Annotated in this window: 14 protein-coding genes and 1 other annotated feature; of the genes, 8 read left to right on the forward strand and 6 right to left on the reverse strand. The window is 37.4% G+C overall.

The window, feature by feature from the left end; all coding sequences use genetic code 11:
- Position 1: 1 nt before the first annotated feature.
- The 4 genes from QGM71_RS00155 to QGM71_RS00170 form a co-directional block, all read right to left on the reverse strand.
- Positions 2-1,159 (reverse strand): acetoin utilization protein AcuC, encoded by a 1,158-nt coding sequence (locus QGM71_RS00155; protein WP_327605480.1) that lies wholly within the window; start codon positions 1,157-1,159, stop codon positions 2-4.
- Complete coding sequence (locus QGM71_RS00160; RefSeq protein WP_327605481.1) at positions 1,156-1,809, reverse strand: acetoin utilization AcuB family protein; 654 nt, start codon at positions 1,807-1,809, stop codon at positions 1,156-1,158. The genes QGM71_RS00155 and QGM71_RS00160 overlap by 4 nt, the downstream gene beginning before the upstream one ends.
- Positions 1,809-2,462, reverse strand: a complete 654-nt coding sequence (locus QGM71_RS00165; protein WP_327605482.1) for a GNAT family N-acetyltransferase — start codon at positions 2,460-2,462, stop codon at positions 1,809-1,811. Before QGM71_RS00165 ends, QGM71_RS00160 begins: the two co-directional genes overlap by 1 nt.
- A gap of 157 nt (positions 2,463-2,619) precedes the next feature.
- Positions 2,620-5,592, reverse strand: coding sequence for a transglycosylase domain-containing protein (locus QGM71_RS00170; RefSeq protein ID WP_327605483.1), 2,973 nt, complete (start codon positions 5,590-5,592; stop codon positions 2,620-2,622).
- Positions 5,593-5,715: 123 nt separating this feature from the next.
- Positions 5,716-5,929, forward strand: a binding site (T-box leader).
- Between the two features lie 55 nt (positions 5,930-5,984).
- On the opposite strand from QGM71_RS00170, the gene tyrS reads away from it, so the two are divergent.
- Both tyrS and QGM71_RS00180 read left to right on the forward strand, forming a co-directional pair.
- Positions 5,985-7,256, forward strand: coding sequence for a tyrosine--tRNA ligase (tyrS, locus tag QGM71_RS00175; RefSeq protein ID WP_327605484.1), 1,272 nt, complete (start codon positions 5,985-5,987; stop codon positions 7,254-7,256).
- 358 nt (positions 7,257-7,614) lie between these two features.
- Positions 7,615-7,836 carry a hypothetical protein gene (locus tag QGM71_RS00180; protein WP_327605485.1) on the forward strand — a complete coding sequence of 74 codons (222 nt, stop codon included), beginning with the start codon at positions 7,615-7,617 and terminating at the stop codon, positions 7,834-7,836.
- Positions 7,837-8,454: 618 nt separating this feature from the next.
- Here QGM71_RS00180 and rpsD read toward each other — a convergent pair.
- A complete protein-coding gene (gene rpsD, locus QGM71_RS00185; RefSeq protein WP_327605486.1) occupies positions 8,455-9,057 on the reverse strand; it encodes a 30S ribosomal protein S4 in 603 nt (200 codons plus the stop codon).
- 382 nt (positions 9,058-9,439) lie between these two features.
- Between rpsD and QGM71_RS00190 the strand changes: the two genes are divergently transcribed.
- Positions 9,440-11,275, forward strand: coding sequence for a sensor domain-containing diguanylate cyclase (locus tag QGM71_RS00190; RefSeq protein WP_327605487.1), 1,836 nt, complete (start codon positions 9,440-9,442; stop codon positions 11,273-11,275).
- A gap of 80 nt (positions 11,276-11,355) precedes the next feature.
- Here the strand turns inward: QGM71_RS00190 and QGM71_RS00195 are convergent, their stop codons facing one another.
- Positions 11,356-11,841: a GAF domain-containing protein gene (locus tag QGM71_RS00195; RefSeq protein WP_327605488.1), complete on the reverse strand. Its 486-nt coding sequence runs from the start codon at positions 11,839-11,841 to the stop codon at positions 11,356-11,358.
- A gap of 132 nt (positions 11,842-11,973) precedes the next feature.
- Between QGM71_RS00195 and refZ the strand changes: the two genes are divergently transcribed.
- The 5 genes from refZ (at position 11,974) to QGM71_RS00220 (ending at position 17,227) form a co-directional block, all read left to right on the forward strand.
- The gene (gene refZ / locus QGM71_RS00200; protein ID WP_327605489.1) at positions 11,974-12,612 is read left to right on the forward strand and encodes a forespore capture DNA-binding protein RefZ; all 639 of its coding nucleotides are present in this window, start codon (positions 11,974-11,976) and stop codon (positions 12,610-12,612) included.
- Positions 12,613-12,801: 189 nt separating this feature from the next.
- On the forward strand, positions 12,802-14,493 hold the full coding sequence (gene ezrA, locus QGM71_RS00205) for a septation ring formation regulator EzrA (protein ID WP_327605490.1): 1,692 nt from the start codon (positions 12,802-12,804) through the stop codon (positions 14,491-14,493).
- A gap of 71 nt (positions 14,494-14,564) precedes the next feature.
- Positions 14,565-15,704: a cysteine desulfurase family protein gene (locus QGM71_RS00210; RefSeq protein ID WP_327605491.1), complete on the forward strand. Its 1,140-nt coding sequence runs from the start codon at positions 14,565-14,567 to the stop codon at positions 15,702-15,704.
- Positions 15,705-15,710: 6 nt separating this feature from the next.
- Positions 15,711-16,913 (forward strand): tRNA uracil 4-sulfurtransferase ThiI, encoded by a 1,203-nt coding sequence (gene thiI, locus QGM71_RS00215; protein ID WP_327605492.1) that lies wholly within the window; start codon positions 15,711-15,713, stop codon positions 16,911-16,913.
- Between the two features lie 113 nt (positions 16,914-17,026).
- A complete protein-coding gene (locus QGM71_RS00220) occupies positions 17,027-17,227 on the forward strand; it encodes an alpha/beta-type small acid-soluble spore protein (protein WP_327605493.1) in 201 nt (66 codons plus the stop codon).
- The last annotated feature ends 54 nt before the right edge of the window (positions 17,228-17,281 follow it).

Consider the following 17,281-nt stretch of genomic DNA (forward strand, 5'->3'; position numbering starts at 1 on the left):
TTTAACGGATTGTCTTAGCATATTTTAATATGTTAACTAATAACTTCTCATTTTTTTCGCTAATTTCAGCCTTCCTGGGAATGTCAGGTATAACATCTTCCGTATCATGCCAATTTTCCGGCAATGCGATGGGTGACTCTGCTTGCCATTTTGTTAACCATGCTAATGGAATTTTTCCTTCCGATGGCTTACCTGTTTTCATCACATTCCATACTTGGGCCCATGCGCGGGGCACCACTCTCCAGATATCATAACCTCCGCCGCCAAGTGCAATCCATTTGCCATTACAGTATTTATGAGCCAACTCATGTGCCAATAATGGTATTCTTTCATAAATTTCCATAGAGGCACATAAATGTGTTAAAGGATCAAAACAATGAGCATCTGCTCCGTTTTGAGTTACAATCACATCTGGTTTAAAGAAAGCAGCAATCTCTCTGAAAGCAGACTCATATACTTGTAAAAAAGATTCATCTTGAGTAAAGGCATCAATTGGCAGATTAAAAGAATAACCATGTCCCTCTTTAATGCCTCTTTCATTTACGTGCCCCGTTCCAGGAAATAAATATCTCCCTGTTTCGTGAATGGAGAATGTGCAAACATTTGGATCATCATAAAAAGCCCACTGAACGCCGTCACCATGGTGAGCATCCGTATCAACATATAAGACTTTTAAATTAAATTTTTCTCTAATATATTTAATTGCAACAGCCCCGTCGTTATAGATACAGAAGCCTGCTGCTTTTCGCTTGAAGCCGTGGTGTAAACCTCCACCTAGATTAAGTGCATGATCCACATCCCCATTTAAGACGGCATCTACTGCTGTCAGTGTACCACCGACGAGATAGCTTGAAGCTTCGTGCATGTTATTAAAAATAGGTGTATCTTCTGTACCTAGTCCGTATTCAATACCTTCACTTTCGGTTAATTCATCCCTGCTTGCTTTTTTAACAGCTTCGATATAAGCCTTGTCATGAAATAATGAAAGTTCTTCTTCCGTTGCCAAACGTGGTTTTATAATATCCTGTGCACTCAAGGAATTTGTATGTTCTAATAATTCTTTCGCCAGTACAACCCTTTTTTGATTAAAGGGATGGTCAGGGTTGAAGCGATAATCCAAGAAAGCATTAGAAAAAACAAAGGAAGCCTTGCCTGTCATAATTTTGGCTCCGGTATATTATTTGGCCACATTAATTCATATCCTGCTTCTCGCAAGTCCTGTATTACTGGCAACGGATTCATAGTTTGTATACGGAAAACCAAGATCTTATAGTTAGGGTCATCTTTATATGGGTAAACCAAAACAGAAACTATATTTGCTTTTCGTTTTCCAAATATAGAAGTGACCTCTGGTAAAATACCAGGTTTATGTGGTACTTTTATTTCGATATGCGAACTTTGCACATGAGTACCAGTTAATTGAATTAACGTATAGAGCATATCTTTTTCAGTTACAATACCTACTAGTTTATTTCCTTTTCTGACAACAGGTAAGGAAGCAAATTCTTCATCATAAAAAATCCGCGCAATTTCCTCAACGAAATCTAATGGATGGATGGTTACGACAGGATGGCTCATAATCGTTTGAATTTCATTTTCCAGCTCCTGCTGCTCAGTATCTTTCATAAAAATGGACGGGCTGGCATCACGGACATCGCGGTCGGAGACAATACCAATAATCTGATACTCTTCATTCACAATTGGAATATGTCTAATTCGATGTTCCTGCAGTAACTGTAAAGCCTGAGCAATTGACGCAGTAGGTGGTAAAGTGACAACATCAGTTTTCATAATCTCTTCTACTAACACTATAATCCCTCCCTCATGTTGCGGTAACGGTGCCGCTGTAAAAACCGTAATGTATCAAATCTTTTAATCGAATCTTCTGACACATTTTTTCCAATGCGTACCATTAAGCAGTTGGCTGGATGTGAAATAATTTCAGGGTCATCCGTTGGAGCTGGTAGTAGACCCCCTGCACCCATCATCTTTTCCATTACTTTTCGGTAGTTCCATATACTCAATTCCGTTCTTTCTAAATCCCAATGCCAGTAGTATTCTGTGGATATAACAATATAATTTTCCATGAAAGAATCCATCATTGATACTTCTAATAAACCCGAAGCAATTCGTGCCCCTCGGTATTCGGGTACCACTTCGATGGCTCCCAGTTCAATTAGGTCTTCCATATTAAATTCGGACCATCTTTCCAATTCGTCAGGGTAAAGGTATGTTACATAACCAATAATTGTATCTTCAGTTCTAGCTATAATAATTCGCCCCTCTGGAAAATCGGCAATACTTAATACTGCCTCAAACTGTTTGTCTGGCGGTCGGAATGCAGTTAGTTGTTCATGAAAATGATATTTCTTAAGCTTGGCAGAAGGAAGAGGACCTTCAATAGTAATTATGCCACTCGACGTTGGACGTGTTAAAGAGTGGTATTCTTTTGTATGATTCATCATTTCACCACCTATTGTTAGATAAATACGCTTTCATAATTACCATTATACAGCAATAACGTTGGTATTTTTAGTAATTTCATAATTTGGGGTATAAAAATAGAAGGGAGGATCCCGCCCTTCATTAATGGCGGGTTCTGCCCTTCTATCTGGAATACTAGTTTTCATCTTCGTTTTCTTCATCGTTGCTATTGTCATCATCATCTTCGTTGTCATCGTCTTCTTGATCTTCTTCTTTATCTTTATCTTTATCTTTATCTTTATCTTTGTCCTTATCTTCGTCTTTATCTTTCTTTTTATCTTCTTCATCCGGTGTTTCAGGTTCCGGTTTGGAAGTATCTCCAACCAAAATTTCTTTTGACGCAGAAGATTCCAGTCCAAAATAGTCAACAGCTTTAACATGGTAGACAGCACTATTGTCACCTATAGAATAATCAGTAGAAGTTGTACTACCTATTAGACTGAAATTTCCACCACGTTTATCTGAACGGTAAATTCGATATCCTACTACGTCTTTACTACTGGATTTGTTCCAAGACAACTTATTTCCAGACTTCTTTAGGGATGTTGGAGCTGATGGATTTTTACCATCATCTTCAATTGCATTTCCGACATCTGTATTAGGAATGCCAATTTTCTCCCATTTTTCCCTGTCTGCACCTCGAGGGAAGAGTTGCGATAAATCGCTTAATTTATCATAATCATTTCGTTTCAGAAATTCCGGATTAAAGGCCAGCCCATCTCCTTCTGTAAATTCACTTGGTGTATTTGGCCCCGCGATCACTGCTTTCCCATCAACCATCACATAACTACCTGTAACTAAACTGTCATCCTCTTCCTTGGGAACAAACTTCGAGTTAAATAGGTCTGTTTTAATTAAGCCTGCTTTTTTACAAAGCTCAGATGGAAGCATTCCCGAGATTGCACAATAACTTCTTTCTACAATTCCATCCGGACGCTTGAACCTTTCTGTAGGTGCTAATAATTCAGGATTAATATCCTGTGCACTGTTCATTAGCTCTGCCCATAAATTAAGATTTCTTTGACTGTAAGTTAAGGAGCAATTTGAACATTCATTTATAGAATGCGGTGTCCTATAGCCAATCCAAGTACCGAAAGTCACATTTGGATTTGTTGCGACAAACCAAGCATCATTATAATCATTTGATGTTCCGGTTTTGCCTGCCCAATCTACATTCCCATGTTTTAATCGAGAATTCAGGTAACGTGCTGTTCCGCTACTAATGACATCACGCATTATATCAATTGTTAGGTAGTTTGTTTGGGCGGTAAATACATCTACGGTCTCTTGTTCATGTTCGTAGATTACTTCGCCATCATTGGTTGTAATTTTCTCAATCATATATGCATCTGCAAACTTTCCGTCATTACCAAAGGTGGCAAAGGCATTGGTGTTCTCTTCAACTGTAATACCAACATCCATAGAACCGATAGAAAGTGATGGGTAAACGTAGTCACCTTCTGATAGTGAGGTAATACCCATTTTATCTAAATATTCTTTAGCAGGATTATCATTTATTATTTTCGTATATATTTCAGCCGCTGGAATATTATAGGAATTAGCAAAAGCTGTACGTGCAGAAACAATCCCGTAATTCCCACCACCATAGTTTCTCGGCTTATCTGCGGGCCAGCCAGCTAGCTGTTTATTATAATCAGCTAGCGCTGTAGCAGGCTGTACGACACCTTTTTCCATGGCAGGTGCATAATCAAGTAATGGTTTAATTGTACTACCAATAGATCGCTTTGCTTTCGTTGCATAATTGTAATAATTATACTCTTCTTCATGACTTTGATCCCGACCGCCAACAAAACTGATTATTCTTCCAGTGTTATTCTGGATTAACATTCCACCAGCTTGAATTTGCTCTGTCTTCTCTATGGTTTCTCCAGTTTCTTCATCTTTTACTGTAAATGTTCGGTCAGGACCATAGTGGTCATAATTTTTTATAACTTCTTTAAAGACATCGTAAATATCTTTATCAATTGTAGAGTGAATTTGATAGCCATTCATTCTTAAATCACGGTCTGCTTTTATTTCATATTCATCTTTCAATTCTTGGTTATTGGCTAAATCTTCTTCTGTATACCCATCTTTCTCACTTAAATAGTTTACCAGCAGATCTTTGGCTCTTGCTTGAATTTCATAAGTTAAATCCGGGTAATTATCTAAAGGAGATTCCCTGGCTTCAGTGAAGTCTGCAACGATATCATAGTTCAGTGCTTCATCGTATTCATCTCTTGTAATATATTCAGATTCATACATTCTGTTTAGGACAGTGTTCATCCGATTCAGACCGGGTTTTAACCTATCCTCATCCTTTAATCCACCCGAATTTTCAAACGGTGTATAAGCAGAGGGGCTCTGTGGAAGTCCTGCTAAATAAGCTGCTTGTGGCAGGTTTACGTCTTTTGCATCTACACCAAAAATACCTCTGGCTGCTGTTTGAATTCCAGCAATGTTTCCTCCGGATGCTTCACGTCCATATGGAACTATATTCAGATAAGCTTCTAAGATTTCCTCTTTTTCAAAGAAACGTTCGAGTCGAAGTGCTAGTAAAATTTCAACAGCTTTACGTTCAAAAGAAACTTCATTTGTTAAGATCTGATTTTTGATCAGCTGCTGCGTTAGTGTACTTCCACCTGTTTTCATATCTGAGTTAAATGCTTCCTGCATCATTGCACGAACAATGGCTTTAGGAACAACCCCTTTATGTTCATCAAAATATTCATCCTCTGTTGCAATAACTGCATTTATGAGTGTTTCAGAAATATTGTCAAGCGAGACCTCTTCTCTATGTATGTCGGCACGAACATCCCCAAGGAATATATCGTTGGAAAAATAGAGTTTGGATGTTTCCTCATAATTGTAAATATCCTGTGCCATAACGTCGTACGCTCTTATTGGTTCATCCTTTACCAGAGATGCAAAATAACCTGCACCAATACCACCGGCAAAGAATAACCCGACAAATCCAACTATAAAGAAAAATAGTACTACATTCCAAAACACATCGTATGTGATACGTGATGATCTCTGGATAATTCCTTCTTTCCATATTTGTTGTATTTTTTGATTGTATTTATGAATCCGTTGTTTAAAATCCATTGTAAAACCTCCTAAAATTCCACCTCTAATTATAGCATAAGTACGTTTTATGTTGAATAAGAAATACCACTATATTGCTTTTTAAGCATTAATATGATATGAATATATATATAAACAAGATAACAATTTGCGAGGAAAGAATATAGTAGCTTTTGCAAATCCCTTTTAAAGAGAGCTGGCGGTAGGTGTAAGCTAGTATATATTTGCAGGTGAATTACAATCTGGAGCAATTTCTTTTATGGCAACCATTTAAGAAACGGTGGAAACATCGTTAACAACCCCAAGTGGCAATTTAATTGCAACAAGGGTGGTACCGCGTGTTAAACTCGTCCCTTTTTATTTAAGGGGGGAGTTTTTTTGTTATTTAACTTAAGATATGGAGAGTGAATGGTATGACAATTCTACAGGATCTGGAAACAAGAGGGTTAATTCATCAAACAACAGATAGAGAAGGACTGGAAAAGCACCTCACAGAAAACAAGGTCACATTATATTGCGGGTTTGACCCGACAGCTGACAGCCTGCATATTGGGCATTTGCTTCCTGTAACCATGCTAAAGAGATTCCAAAAAGCGGGACACAAGCCAATTGCTTTAATTGGAGAGGGAACAGGAATGATTGGCGATCCAAGTGGTCGAACCAGTGAGCGTTCGTTAAATGAAACTGAAGTTGTTAAAGAATATAGTGAAAAAATTAGACAGCAAATAGCCAGGCTGCTTGATTTTGATAATGGGGAAAACCCTGTTCTCTCAAGAAACAATCATGATTGGTTAGCAAGTATGACTGTAATCGATTTTCTTCGTGATGCAGGAAAGCATTTCGGGATAAATTACATGCTTGCAAAAGAGTCTGTTTCTGCACGGATCGAACAGGGGATAACTTTTACCGAGTTCAGCTATATGATACTGCAATCGCTAGACTTTCTAAAATTATATGAACAAGAAAATTGCACATTACAAATTGGCGGAAGTGATCAGTGGGGAAACATTACTGCAGGCATGGAATTTATACGCCGTTCAAGAGAACAGCAAGAAGAAGAGATAAAAGTTTATGGATTGACTGTGCCACTAATTACAAAAGCGGATGGTACAAAATTCGGTAAAACTGCAGGTGGTGCGATTTGGCTTGACCCTGAGAAAACAACACCATATGAGTTTTATCAATTTTGGCTAAACACAGATGACCGTGACGTTATCAAGTTCCTGCGTTACTTCACATTTATCTCTGAAGATGAAATGAATGAGCTTGAAAATGAAGTGAACAGCAGTCCCGAAAATCGTATCGCACAAAAGCGTCTAGCGGAAGAAATGACAGAAATAGTTCATAGCCAAGAGGCTTTGAAGCAAGCTCAAAAAATATCAGCTTCATTATTTAGCGGAGATTTAAAGCAATTATCAGCAAGCGACATCGGACAAGGCTTTAAAGATGTACCAACATATCAAGTATCTAAAAAAGATATTACGCTAATTGACTTATTAGTGAATGCATCAATTTCTTCTTCCAAAAGGCAAGCAAGAGAAGATATCAGTAATGGTGCGATTTACATTAATGGAGAACGGAAACGGGATTTGGACTACACGGTAAGTGAAGTGGATCGTATTGAAGGGAAATTTACTATTATTCGTCGGGGAAAGAAAAAATACTACTTAATCGATTTTAAATAGAACGAAAAGACACGAACACTTTGTTCGTGTCTTTTTTTGCTAGAAAATATATGAATATGGCTCCAAAACAGCTGACAGCAAGAGCCATAATCAACTTCGACAGATAGGATAGGGAAAACTACGTCAACGATACGTCGTACTAAGAAAAGCTGACCTCCCTTTTCGAGGACGTCCTAGTGCCGATGAAGCCAATAGGTATTCTCAAGGTATCCCGTGATAGTAGAAATGGATAAACAAGGAGAACATTACTGAACTCGGTGGTATTTAATGATTAACTAACACATATTTAACACCTTTTTAGTTGGTGCCGTTACTCTAGTGGCTTTATTACATAAAATATTGTATAGGAGGTGAGTATATGGGCTGTAGATGCCAAGAATCCTTTCGAAGAAGGAGAAGAGATGTCAGAGATGAGGACAGGAAGAAAGAACGGAGAAGTGTAGAAGGAGTCAGAGATAGGGATAAGCACAGAGACCGAGGAGTTGTAGAAGGAGTCAGAGACAGGGATAAGCACAGAGACCAAAGAGTGGCAGGAAGATTCACTGGCCGCAGATTTAGAAAAAGAAGAAAACATTGCTAGCGAAAGTTGGACAAGGTGCCTAATCGGCACCTTATTTTTGTATTTATGAAATAAGAGATAAATTTGGCTCTATAAAACTCTCTGACAGCAAGAGCTAAGTCCAGTTTCAACGGACAGGATAGGGATAGCTACGTCGGCGATACATCTTACCTATTTCAAGAACGTGGTGTTATCATCGACCAGCGCCCATCACCTAGTGCCCTTCCAGCCTCTTATTAATCTAACTCAACATAAACCAATTCGTTACACATAAGGAAGGCCACCTATAACCGGGTTTGTGCTCAGGCGTCGGCATACCCGCGGAAGTGAGCATGTTTCCTTTTGATGAACTTGACTTATCGCCAGAAATGGCGAAAGTCTAAATGTATCTTATACTCTGGAGTGAATCTCCTGCGGGCAGTGGAAGAACGACTAACTACGCCGCTCCTGCGCGGCAACGTCGCCCCCACCCGCGGATGCGCGGACGCAGGCCATACGTCCTACCCAGGCGCTTACGCCTTTGTTATTAACCAATCGGGGCTTTTACTTAATAGAACAAAACAGGTATTATAAATACTTAAAAACCCCTTGGAGATGTTGTTTACCAACATTTCCAAGGGGTTAATTTTTGTTAAGTTATTAACGAGAGTAGAACTCAACAATAAGTGCTTCATTTATTTCAGCTGGCAGTTCTGAACGCTCTGGGAAACGAGTGAAAGTACCTTCTAATTTATCTGCATCAAAAGAGATATATTCAGGAACAAAGTTGTTCACATCCAAAGCTTCCTTAACTACATCCAGGTTTCTTGATTTTTCACGTAAACTGACAACTTGACCTGGTTCCAGACGATAGGATGGAATATCAACGCGTGATCCATCAACTAACACGTGACCGTGGTTTACTAGCTGACGGGCTTGTCTGCGCGTACGAGCTAGGCCCATGCGGTAAACCATGTTATCTAAACGTGCATCAAGTAAAATCATGAAGTTTTCACCATGAATACCTTTCATTTTACCTGCTTGAGTAAACAAGTTACGGAATTGACGTTCATTTAATCCGTACATAAAACGTAATTTTTGTTTCTCTTGTAGTTGTAAACCATATTCAGAGACTTTCCTGCGTGAATTTGGTCCGTGTTGACCTGGTGCGTAAGGACGTTTATCTAATTCCTTACCAGTTCCAGTTAATGAAATGCCAAGACGACGAGACTTTTTCCATACTGATCCAGTATAGCGTGCCATAAGACATGACTCCTCTTTAATTTTATTTGCATAAAAAATAAATGAGCGTGTTCCATTTCGTTGTCCATTATGTTTTCATGTACCATCGCTCCAGCAGCAGAGAGTTACACGATACACCTCTTGGGTTACAGATGAAATTCATCGAAGAGGAACAAAATGGTTTCAAGCGTTGGTTCACATAGGCTACCTATTATTTTACACAAAGTATAGTATATAAGTTAAACAACCATATGTCAACCTAAAAAAAACAAACGGCAAGTGCGAAACAAACTATAGGAAAAAAGAACTAGTTAGTATATAATGGATATATATATTGGATAGACTTCAGACAACAAAAAATTCTCATGTTAGACTATACGAAAACTTATGATAGGTGATATTAATGGAAAATATAAATCAGTTACAAGGAAAATTACGCAGTGTTTATTTTGAATTGATTTCCGAGTTCTATAATCACCCAAATGAACAGATTTTTACAATAATAATTGAACAATTAAAACAAATAACAAATGCGCGGTACATTGGTTTATATATTTATGATCATTGGAGTAAAACCTATCAGTTAGGTTCACATTTAATAGATGAAGAGAAATTTCTAAATGAAGAAATAGATGCTGAAGGTGGGACTGTTACCGAAGAAAAGATATACAAGATCAGCCCGGATAGGGTTCAAACATGTATATTAACTTTAAAACCGAAAAAAGGCCCAAAGGCATTGTTATATCTGGCTTTTGATAATCAATATAATAAAGAGCTGTTGCAAGTCAGTAAAAGTGAGACAGAAATACTGCTCACTATGATTCACCAATACCAATCGAAAAGTGAAAGTGATCTAAATTACAAGTTCTTGTATGAACTGTCATCACGCTTGCTGTCAAACACAGATAAGACAGACATAATAAGAGAAATTATTGCCGAGTTACAAGGACTTTACCCAAACCTTTCGTTTAACTTATTATTATCTCAGGATAGCGAGGTTGACCCTACCCTGCCGGTTCAAACAATAGAGTATAGTGATGATGTAACAAAAAGAGTCAGTACACAGGCCTTTCTGTCAGGGGAAGTACAGATAGAAAATAGGTTAAATGGAAAGAGTACATACTTGTATGCGCCGCTTATCGGTACACAAGGTGTCTATGGGGTCATACAACTTGTAACGAAGTATGCAGTTGATTTAACAGAACAGGAAATAGAATTCATTACTGAATTTGCACAAACTGCTGGAAAAGCTATTGAAAACGCGACATTGTACGAGAATTCAATTCATTTAGTATCTGATTTGAAATTAATTAATGATACTACACATAAGTTGAATTCCAACTTAAAGCTATCTGAAATCACAAAATTAGTCAGAAATAAAATTATAGCTTCATGTCAAGCCACACAGGTAGGTTTTATCTATTATAATGAAGAGAAGAATCCGAAATTTGATATATTAACTGGAAGTACTGCATTTTTTTATACAGAAAAAGGGGATGCATTTGCAGCATATTTGTCTGTAACCGAAATGGGAAAGGAGGAATCTGTTTTTAATGGTAATTACAGCTGGAAAGATAATTTTGATTATCGTTCATTAATGGTAATACCAATGAGCAACTCCGGTACAAATCATGGTTTGATTGTTATTATGCATGAAGAGCCATACTACTTTAGTTTTGAAAAATTTAAATTAATGCAAGCTCTTGTTCAACATTCCACTTTAGCTGTTACAAATACTATACTAAAAGACAAGCTGGAAAAAGCTGTAATAACAGACTATCTTACAAAATTATATTCAAGAAATCATTTGGAAGACAAGATAGTTACACATATGCAAAAAGGGGAGATGGGATCTCTTATATTATTCGATATTGACGACTTTAAATTGGTTAATGATCAATACGGTCATCATATTGGGGATAAGGTACTTATTCAAGTAGCAAAAATTATAATGACATTTCTTGATAGCGAAGACACGCCGGCAAGGTGGGGAGGAGAAGAACTTGCAATATATGCCCCTGAAATTACGATAAATGAAGGGGTTCAAATTGCTGGTTTAATTAGAAGACAAGTAGAAAAATTCACGGAGCCAATGGTGACACTCTCATGTGGAGTTTCTTCCTGGACAAAGTCTGTAGATGATTCCGTTGATGAGCTTTTTATTCGGGCAGATAGAGCACTTTATGAAGCGAAGACTACTGGGAAAAACAGTGTTGTAAAAAATGTGAAGATCAAATGAGGATTTCCCTTCAGAAAGAATGATTAAATAAATATAGTGGCTAAGAAGAATTAGCCAGCTATATTTTGGTATGTTCCTTTTCAGATAAATGTTTCGAGTATGTGTATGAATTCTTCAAGATATTGCTGGTCTGCTTCGTCAAACCGGTCAGTGGTGGGGCTGTCGATATCAAGAACTCCATATACAGCGTTATTTTTAATAATTGGAACTACTATTTCAGATCTACTCGCACTATCGCATGCAATATGACCAGGGAATTGCAGTACATCAGCTATCCTTTGGGTTTTTCTTTCTTTGACTGCAGTTCCGCAAACACCTTTACCATATCCTATTCTAATACATGCTGGTAACCCTTGGAATGGTCCAAGTACAAGTTGATTATCCTCTTCCTTCCAAAGGTAAAAGCCAACCCAATTTACCTCTGATAAAAATTGATTTAATAAAGCAGAAGCATTCGCTAAGATAGCAGTTGAGTCTACTTCATCCTCGCTTAAGGCCTGTAACTGTTTTAAAAGTAATTCGTAATCTTTACGTTTGCTTCCCGAGTATGCTGATTCTTGAAACATATACACTTTCCTTCCATAATGAAATTTAGAATAAATCTGCAAGGTTCGACAGTCTGTGTGTTTTTTGTCGATAATAAAATGCAGGATATATTGTTTCTTTGTCGTATTTGAGTTGTAAGGAGATGAATATTGATGAAAACGAACCCATCTAAACAAAAAGTGATAGACGCTGCCTCAGTCTTATTTTTTCAAAAGGGATTTCACGGAACATCGGTACGTGATATAGCAGAGAAAGCTTCCGTCAATGTTTCTTTGATAAGTTATTACTTTAAAGGGAAACAAGGATTATTGGAATATGCGGTCACCGAGTATTACGAAGCATATTTAAATGCAATTGATGAAACGCTGGCAAGCCTTGAGACAAATACCGAATTAGATAAATTAAAAAAAATGATTTTCACCATTATACAGTACAAACAACAGAATCATCAATTATCTTGTTTCATTCATCGAGAATTATCTCTGGACTCGGTTTTTGTAAGGGAAATGGCAGTAACCTACTTAGCAAAAGAAAACCATTACATAAGCTCCACCTTTTTTAATACGATAAAAAGGGATAAAAAGAGTGAAGAAGACCGGCATTATATGTTAATGCAATTGAAAGGAATGCTAATCACCCCATATATTCTACATAATGAATGGAAAAACCATATTATAGGAGATTATTCTCATGCTATTTTTGTGAAAAAATATGTTAAAACTATTCATGAATGGCTGGATTTTATCGTGCACCATCAAGGCGGTAAAAAGAATAATGAAGTCAGTAGTTAAAAAAAAGCAAAAAAATTGTTGGTAGATTAATTTATTTGTATATTTTTAGCCAAAAGTGCAATTAACATGGTATTATAGGTACTATATTATTTAAATGACGGTTTTTCAATAAATCTTATTACACCCTTGTACTTCAAGAGGCTCAAAAACAACATCCTCTTATATAGGAATTTAGTTAGGAGGCATTATATGGCATATTTTATTGGCATCATTCTAGTAATAATCGCATTAATTATCATAGGGCTTATTTTGCGCAAGCGGGTATATGATGTTGTTGACAGGCATGAAAGCTGGAAAATGGATATCATGGGCCGAGACGTCGCTTCCCAGTTGGGACGCATTAAGACACTGAATTTGTCAGGCGAAACACAAGAAAAGTTTGAGACATGGAAAGAGAGATGGGAGTTCATTTTAACGAAAGAACTACCTGATATTGAAGAGCATTTATTTGATGCTGAGGAAGCCGCTGATCGCTACAGGTTTTCCCTGGCTAATAAAAGATTAAGTAAAGTAGAACAGATACTGCAATCCATTGAAAATGATATTGAAAAAATGCTTCAGGAAGTAGATGAACTCCTGGAATCAGAAGAAATAAGCCGAAAAGAAATAGAAGGAATACAACCCCAAATTAAATTGCTGCGCAAAAAGCTTGCACAAAGCCGCTACCAATATGGTAAAGCAGAATATCATTTTGATATTGAAATTGATGAGCTGGAAAGAAGGCTTTCGGAATATCATGAATTGGTAGAATCAGGAGATTATTTAGAAGCAAAGCGACTGGTGGATCAATTGAATTCTGATTTGAAGGGCCTGGACCAACAGATTGATTCTTTCCCTGCAATATATAAGCTGTGTAAACATGATTTACCAGCTCAGTTAGATAATCTTTATTCTGGGTTAAAAGGGATGAAAGAAGACGGCTACCGAGTAGAGCATCTGGCTTTCGAGAAAGAAATACGTACATATCAGGAACGTCTTTTGAGCAGTGTAACCAGAATGGAAAACGGAGACACGTCAGAAGCAGAATCTATTGCTGTAGATATAGAAGAGAGAATAATAGAAATGTACCAGCTGTTGGAAAGAGAAGCACTTGCAAAGAACTATCTTGACAATCAAATACCAAGCTATCAGCATTCATTAGATCAATTTAGTGAAACCTTTGAACAAACGAAATCTGAAGTGGAAAAACTGAAGCAGGCTTATTATTTTGAGGATACAGATATGGAGAGATATCTGTCTCTGGAGCAAACGATAACTGGATTAAAAAAACAACTGGATGAATTAGCTGTGGGTATGGATGACGAAAGTACAACTCATTCAGAATTACGAGAAGAAGTAGAAAATGGTTTTAAGCAAATTGAAGAGCTGCAAGAGAAGCACGAGGCATTTAAGAAAAGGATCTACAATTTACGTAAAGATGAGCTGGAAGCAAAAGAAAAGCTTATAGAAATGCGAGATCAGCTCAGTGAAACAAATAGGAAGTTAATAAAGAGCAACATTCCCGGAATACCAAACTTCATCTGGGATATGATAGAAGCAGCATCTGAAAAGAATAGCCGTGTGCTAAGGACGCTTGAAAAACAGCCTCTGGATATGGCTGAAGTCCAACAAGCGTTAAGTGAAGCGAAGACTGCCATCAGTCATGCAGTAGAACAAGCAGATATCATGCTTGACCAAGCGTTCCTTACTGAACAAGTAATCCAGTATGCAAACAGATATCGCAGTCAATATCCTTTCTTAGCTGCGAAATTAGCAGAATCAGAACGATTATTCAGATCCTATGAATATGAATTATCTTTAGAACAAGCTGCAAAAGCAGTAGAAGAAATTGAGCCGGGAGCTTTAAAGCGAATTGAAGAGTTCCAAGCAGCAGTACATTAAATGAATAAGTTACTTACTTGAAAAGGATATTATATAATATCCTTTTCTTCATGGACAAAGGAGTTACAGAAATGATTTATTTGGATAATAGTGCAACAACAAAACCCCATCCTTCCATATTAAAAAGCTTCGAGCAAGTATCAACCAGGTTTTTCGCAAATCCTTCCTCTATTCATCAGTTCGGTGGAGAGGCTGAGAAACTTTTGATAAGAGCAAAAAAACAAGCAGCAGATTTATTGCAGGTTAACAGAGAAGAAATAGTTTTCACTTCAGGTGGTACAGAAGGAAACAATATAGCCATTAAAGGGATAGCACTAGAGCACCAAGGCAGAGGAAAGCATATTATCACGTCGGAGGTTGAACATCCTTCTGTATATGATACATGCAGAAGTTTGGAATCCTTAGGTTTTGAGATAACGTATTTACCTGTTGATCAAAATGGTGTAATATCTATAGAGGATTTACATGCTGCCATTAGAAAAGATACTATTCTAATCAGTATCATGCATGTAAATAATGAACTTGGGTCGATTCAGCCAATCGAGGAAATTGGTAAAGTTGCTAAGCAGCATCCAAAGCTTTTTTTTCATGTGGATGATGTTCAGGGCCTTGGTAAAATACCACTGGATCTGAGGGATAGTGGAATTGATTTATGTACTTTCTCAGGTCATAAAATTCACGGCCTGAAAGGTACTGGTATCTTATTTATAAAAAAACGTACTAGTTTATTCCCATTATTCCACGGAGGAAATCAAGAACAGGCTATCCGTTCCGGCACAGAAAATTTAGCTGGAACAGTTACTATGGTTAAAGCCTTACGTTTAATTAAGGAGCAGGAAAAACATAACGTCCATAAAATGTATGAGATTCAAAAGTACCTTCGTGATGCATTATTAAATATGGCAGGGGTAATAGTAAACACACCGGCACATGCGGCCCCCCACATCATGAATTTTTCAGTGCCAAATGTAAAACCAGAAGTGATTATTCACATTCTTGGAGAGCAAGATATCTATATATCAACAAAGTCAGCTTGTTCGTCTAAGCAAACAAACGAAAGCAGAATTCTTGCTGGATGTGGATTTAATTCAGTGCGTTCTGTCTCAGCACTTCGGGTTAGCCTTTCCTACGATACAACAAAAGAGGATATAGAACTTTTCATAGAGGCTTTACAGAAGGCGATCACACAATTTAAAGAAGTAATGGAGTAGATAATTATGCAGTATGACCATATATTAATCCGCTATGGAGAAATGGCATTAAAAGGGAAAAATATTAAAAAATTCATCATAAAGCTACAAGAAAACATTCAGCAGAAACTTAAAGAATTTCCAGCAGCAAAGGTTAAACGCACACAAGGAAGAATGTTTGTTTTACTAAATGGACATGAACCGGACCCCATAATTGAAAAATGTAAAAATATCTTTGGGATTCAAAGTCTCAGTCTGGCCGTAAAAGTTGAAAATGAGGTAGAGCACATAAAGGAAGCAGCATTATTTGCATTAAAAAATGCAGAAAATGCATCCACATTTAAGGTGTCTTCCAGGAGAATTAACAAAAACTTCCCATTGCGTTCTCAAGAAATGAATCAAGTTCTAGGTGGTCATCTACTTTCGCATACAGAAGGTATTCTTGTAGATGTCCATAACCCCGACATAGAGATAAAAGTAGAAACAAGATTGGAAGCTACTTATATTACCTCAAGTGTTGTGTCTGGACTTGGCGGATTACCAGTTGGTACTTCAGGTAAGTCACTATTGCTCCTATCTGGAGGTATTGACAGTCCGGTAGCAGGTTATTTAGCTATGAAGCGTGGCGTTCAAATAGAGGCGATTCATTTTCATTCGCCACCTTTTACAAGTGAGCGGGCGAAGGATAAAGTACTTGATTTAGCGAAGCAGTTGACTAAGTATGGGACTTCTGTCAAGGTGCACATCGTACCCTTTACCAAACTCCAACAAGAGATTTTTCGGGAAATGCCTGATGGGTATGCGATGACAATCATGCGTCGTATGATGATGCGGATTAGTCAGCTAGTGTGTGATAAAGAATCAATCTTATCCATGACAACTGGTGAAAACCTTGGGCAAGTTGCCAGCCAAACAATGGAGAGTATGAATACAATTAATGAGGTTACAAACTATCCAGTAATTCGTCCGTTGGTTACAATGGATAAGACGGAGATTATTGCTATTTCTAAAAAAATTGGCACGTATGAAACATCGATTTTGCCATACGAAGATTGCTGTACAATATTTGTACCAAAGTCTCCAAAAACAAAGCCCAGACGTGATAAAGCTAATCAATTTGAAACAAAAACTGATTTCACACAATTGATAGAAGAAGCTGTATCGGGTATAGAGGTTATGAAAGTGACCGATAAAAAGGATATTGAGAGTAAATTTGAAGACCTTCTATAATAAATTTCCCGAAACTAAAAAACAAGGATATTATAACAACAACTACCAATTTTAATTATGAATGTTTTCCTCCCTTGTTACACATTATAAAGGTACCAAGGAGGTGAACTAACATGGCTAATAATAATAATTCAAACCAATTAGTAGTTCCTGGTGTTCAGCAAGCTTTAGATCAGATGAAAACGGAGATTGCTCAAGAATTCGGTGTGCAGCTTGGTGCTGATTCAACTTCTCGTGCTAACGGTTCTGTTGGTGGAGAAATTACAAAACGTCTTGTTCAGATGGCTGAACAGCAATTCGGTGGATCTCAATAACAATAATATGGCTAACAGGCTATTCCTTTTTAAGGGATAGCCCTTGATTTTTAT

The sequence above is a fragment of the Virgibacillus tibetensis genome (genome assembly GCF_036026595.1).
GTDB classification, from domain to species: domain Bacteria; phylum Bacillota; class Bacilli; order Bacillales; family Amphibacillaceae; genus Virgibacillus_P; species Virgibacillus_P tibetensis.

Bases quoted from the DNA above. Each gene is read 5' to 3' on its own strand.
- QGM71_RS00155 (WP_327605480.1), bottom strand. From the start codon at position 1,159: ATGACAGGCAAGGCTTCCTTTGTTTTTTCTAATGCTTTCTTGGATTAT.
- QGM71_RS00165 (WP_327605482.1), bottom strand. From the start codon at position 2,462: ATGAATCATACAAAAGAATACCACTCTTTAACACGTCCAACGTCGAGT.
- QGM71_RS00170 (WP_327605483.1), bottom strand. From the start codon at position 5,592: ATGGATTTTAAACAACGGATTCATAAATACAATCAAAAAATACAACAA.
- tyrS (WP_327605484.1), top strand. From the start codon at position 5,985: ATGACAATTCTACAGGATCTGGAAACAAGAGGGTTAATTCATCAAACA.
- QGM71_RS00180 (WP_327605485.1), top strand. From the start codon at position 7,615: ATGGGCTGTAGATGCCAAGAATCCTTTCGAAGAAGGAGAAGAGATGTC.
- rpsD (WP_327605486.1), bottom strand. From the start codon at position 9,057: ATGGCACGCTATACTGGATCAGTATGGAAAAAGTCTCGTCGTCTTGGC.
- QGM71_RS00190 (WP_327605487.1), top strand. From the start codon at position 9,440: ATGGAAAATATAAATCAGTTACAAGGAAAATTACGCAGTGTTTATTTT.
- QGM71_RS00195 (WP_327605488.1), bottom strand. From the start codon at position 11,841: ATGTTTCAAGAATCAGCATACTCGGGAAGCAAACGTAAAGATTACGAA.
- refZ (WP_327605489.1), top strand. From the start codon at position 11,974: ATGAAAACGAACCCATCTAAACAAAAAGTGATAGACGCTGCCTCAGTC.
- ezrA (WP_327605490.1), top strand. From the start codon at position 12,802: ATGGCATATTTTATTGGCATCATTCTAGTAATAATCGCATTAATTATC.
- QGM71_RS00210 (WP_327605491.1), top strand. From the start codon at position 14,565: ATGATTTATTTGGATAATAGTGCAACAACAAAACCCCATCCTTCCATA.
- thiI (WP_327605492.1), top strand. From the start codon at position 15,711: ATGCAGTATGACCATATATTAATCCGCTATGGAGAAATGGCATTAAAA.
- QGM71_RS00220 (WP_327605493.1), top strand. From the start codon at position 17,027: ATGGCTAATAATAATAATTCAAACCAATTAGTAGTTCCTGGTGTTCAG.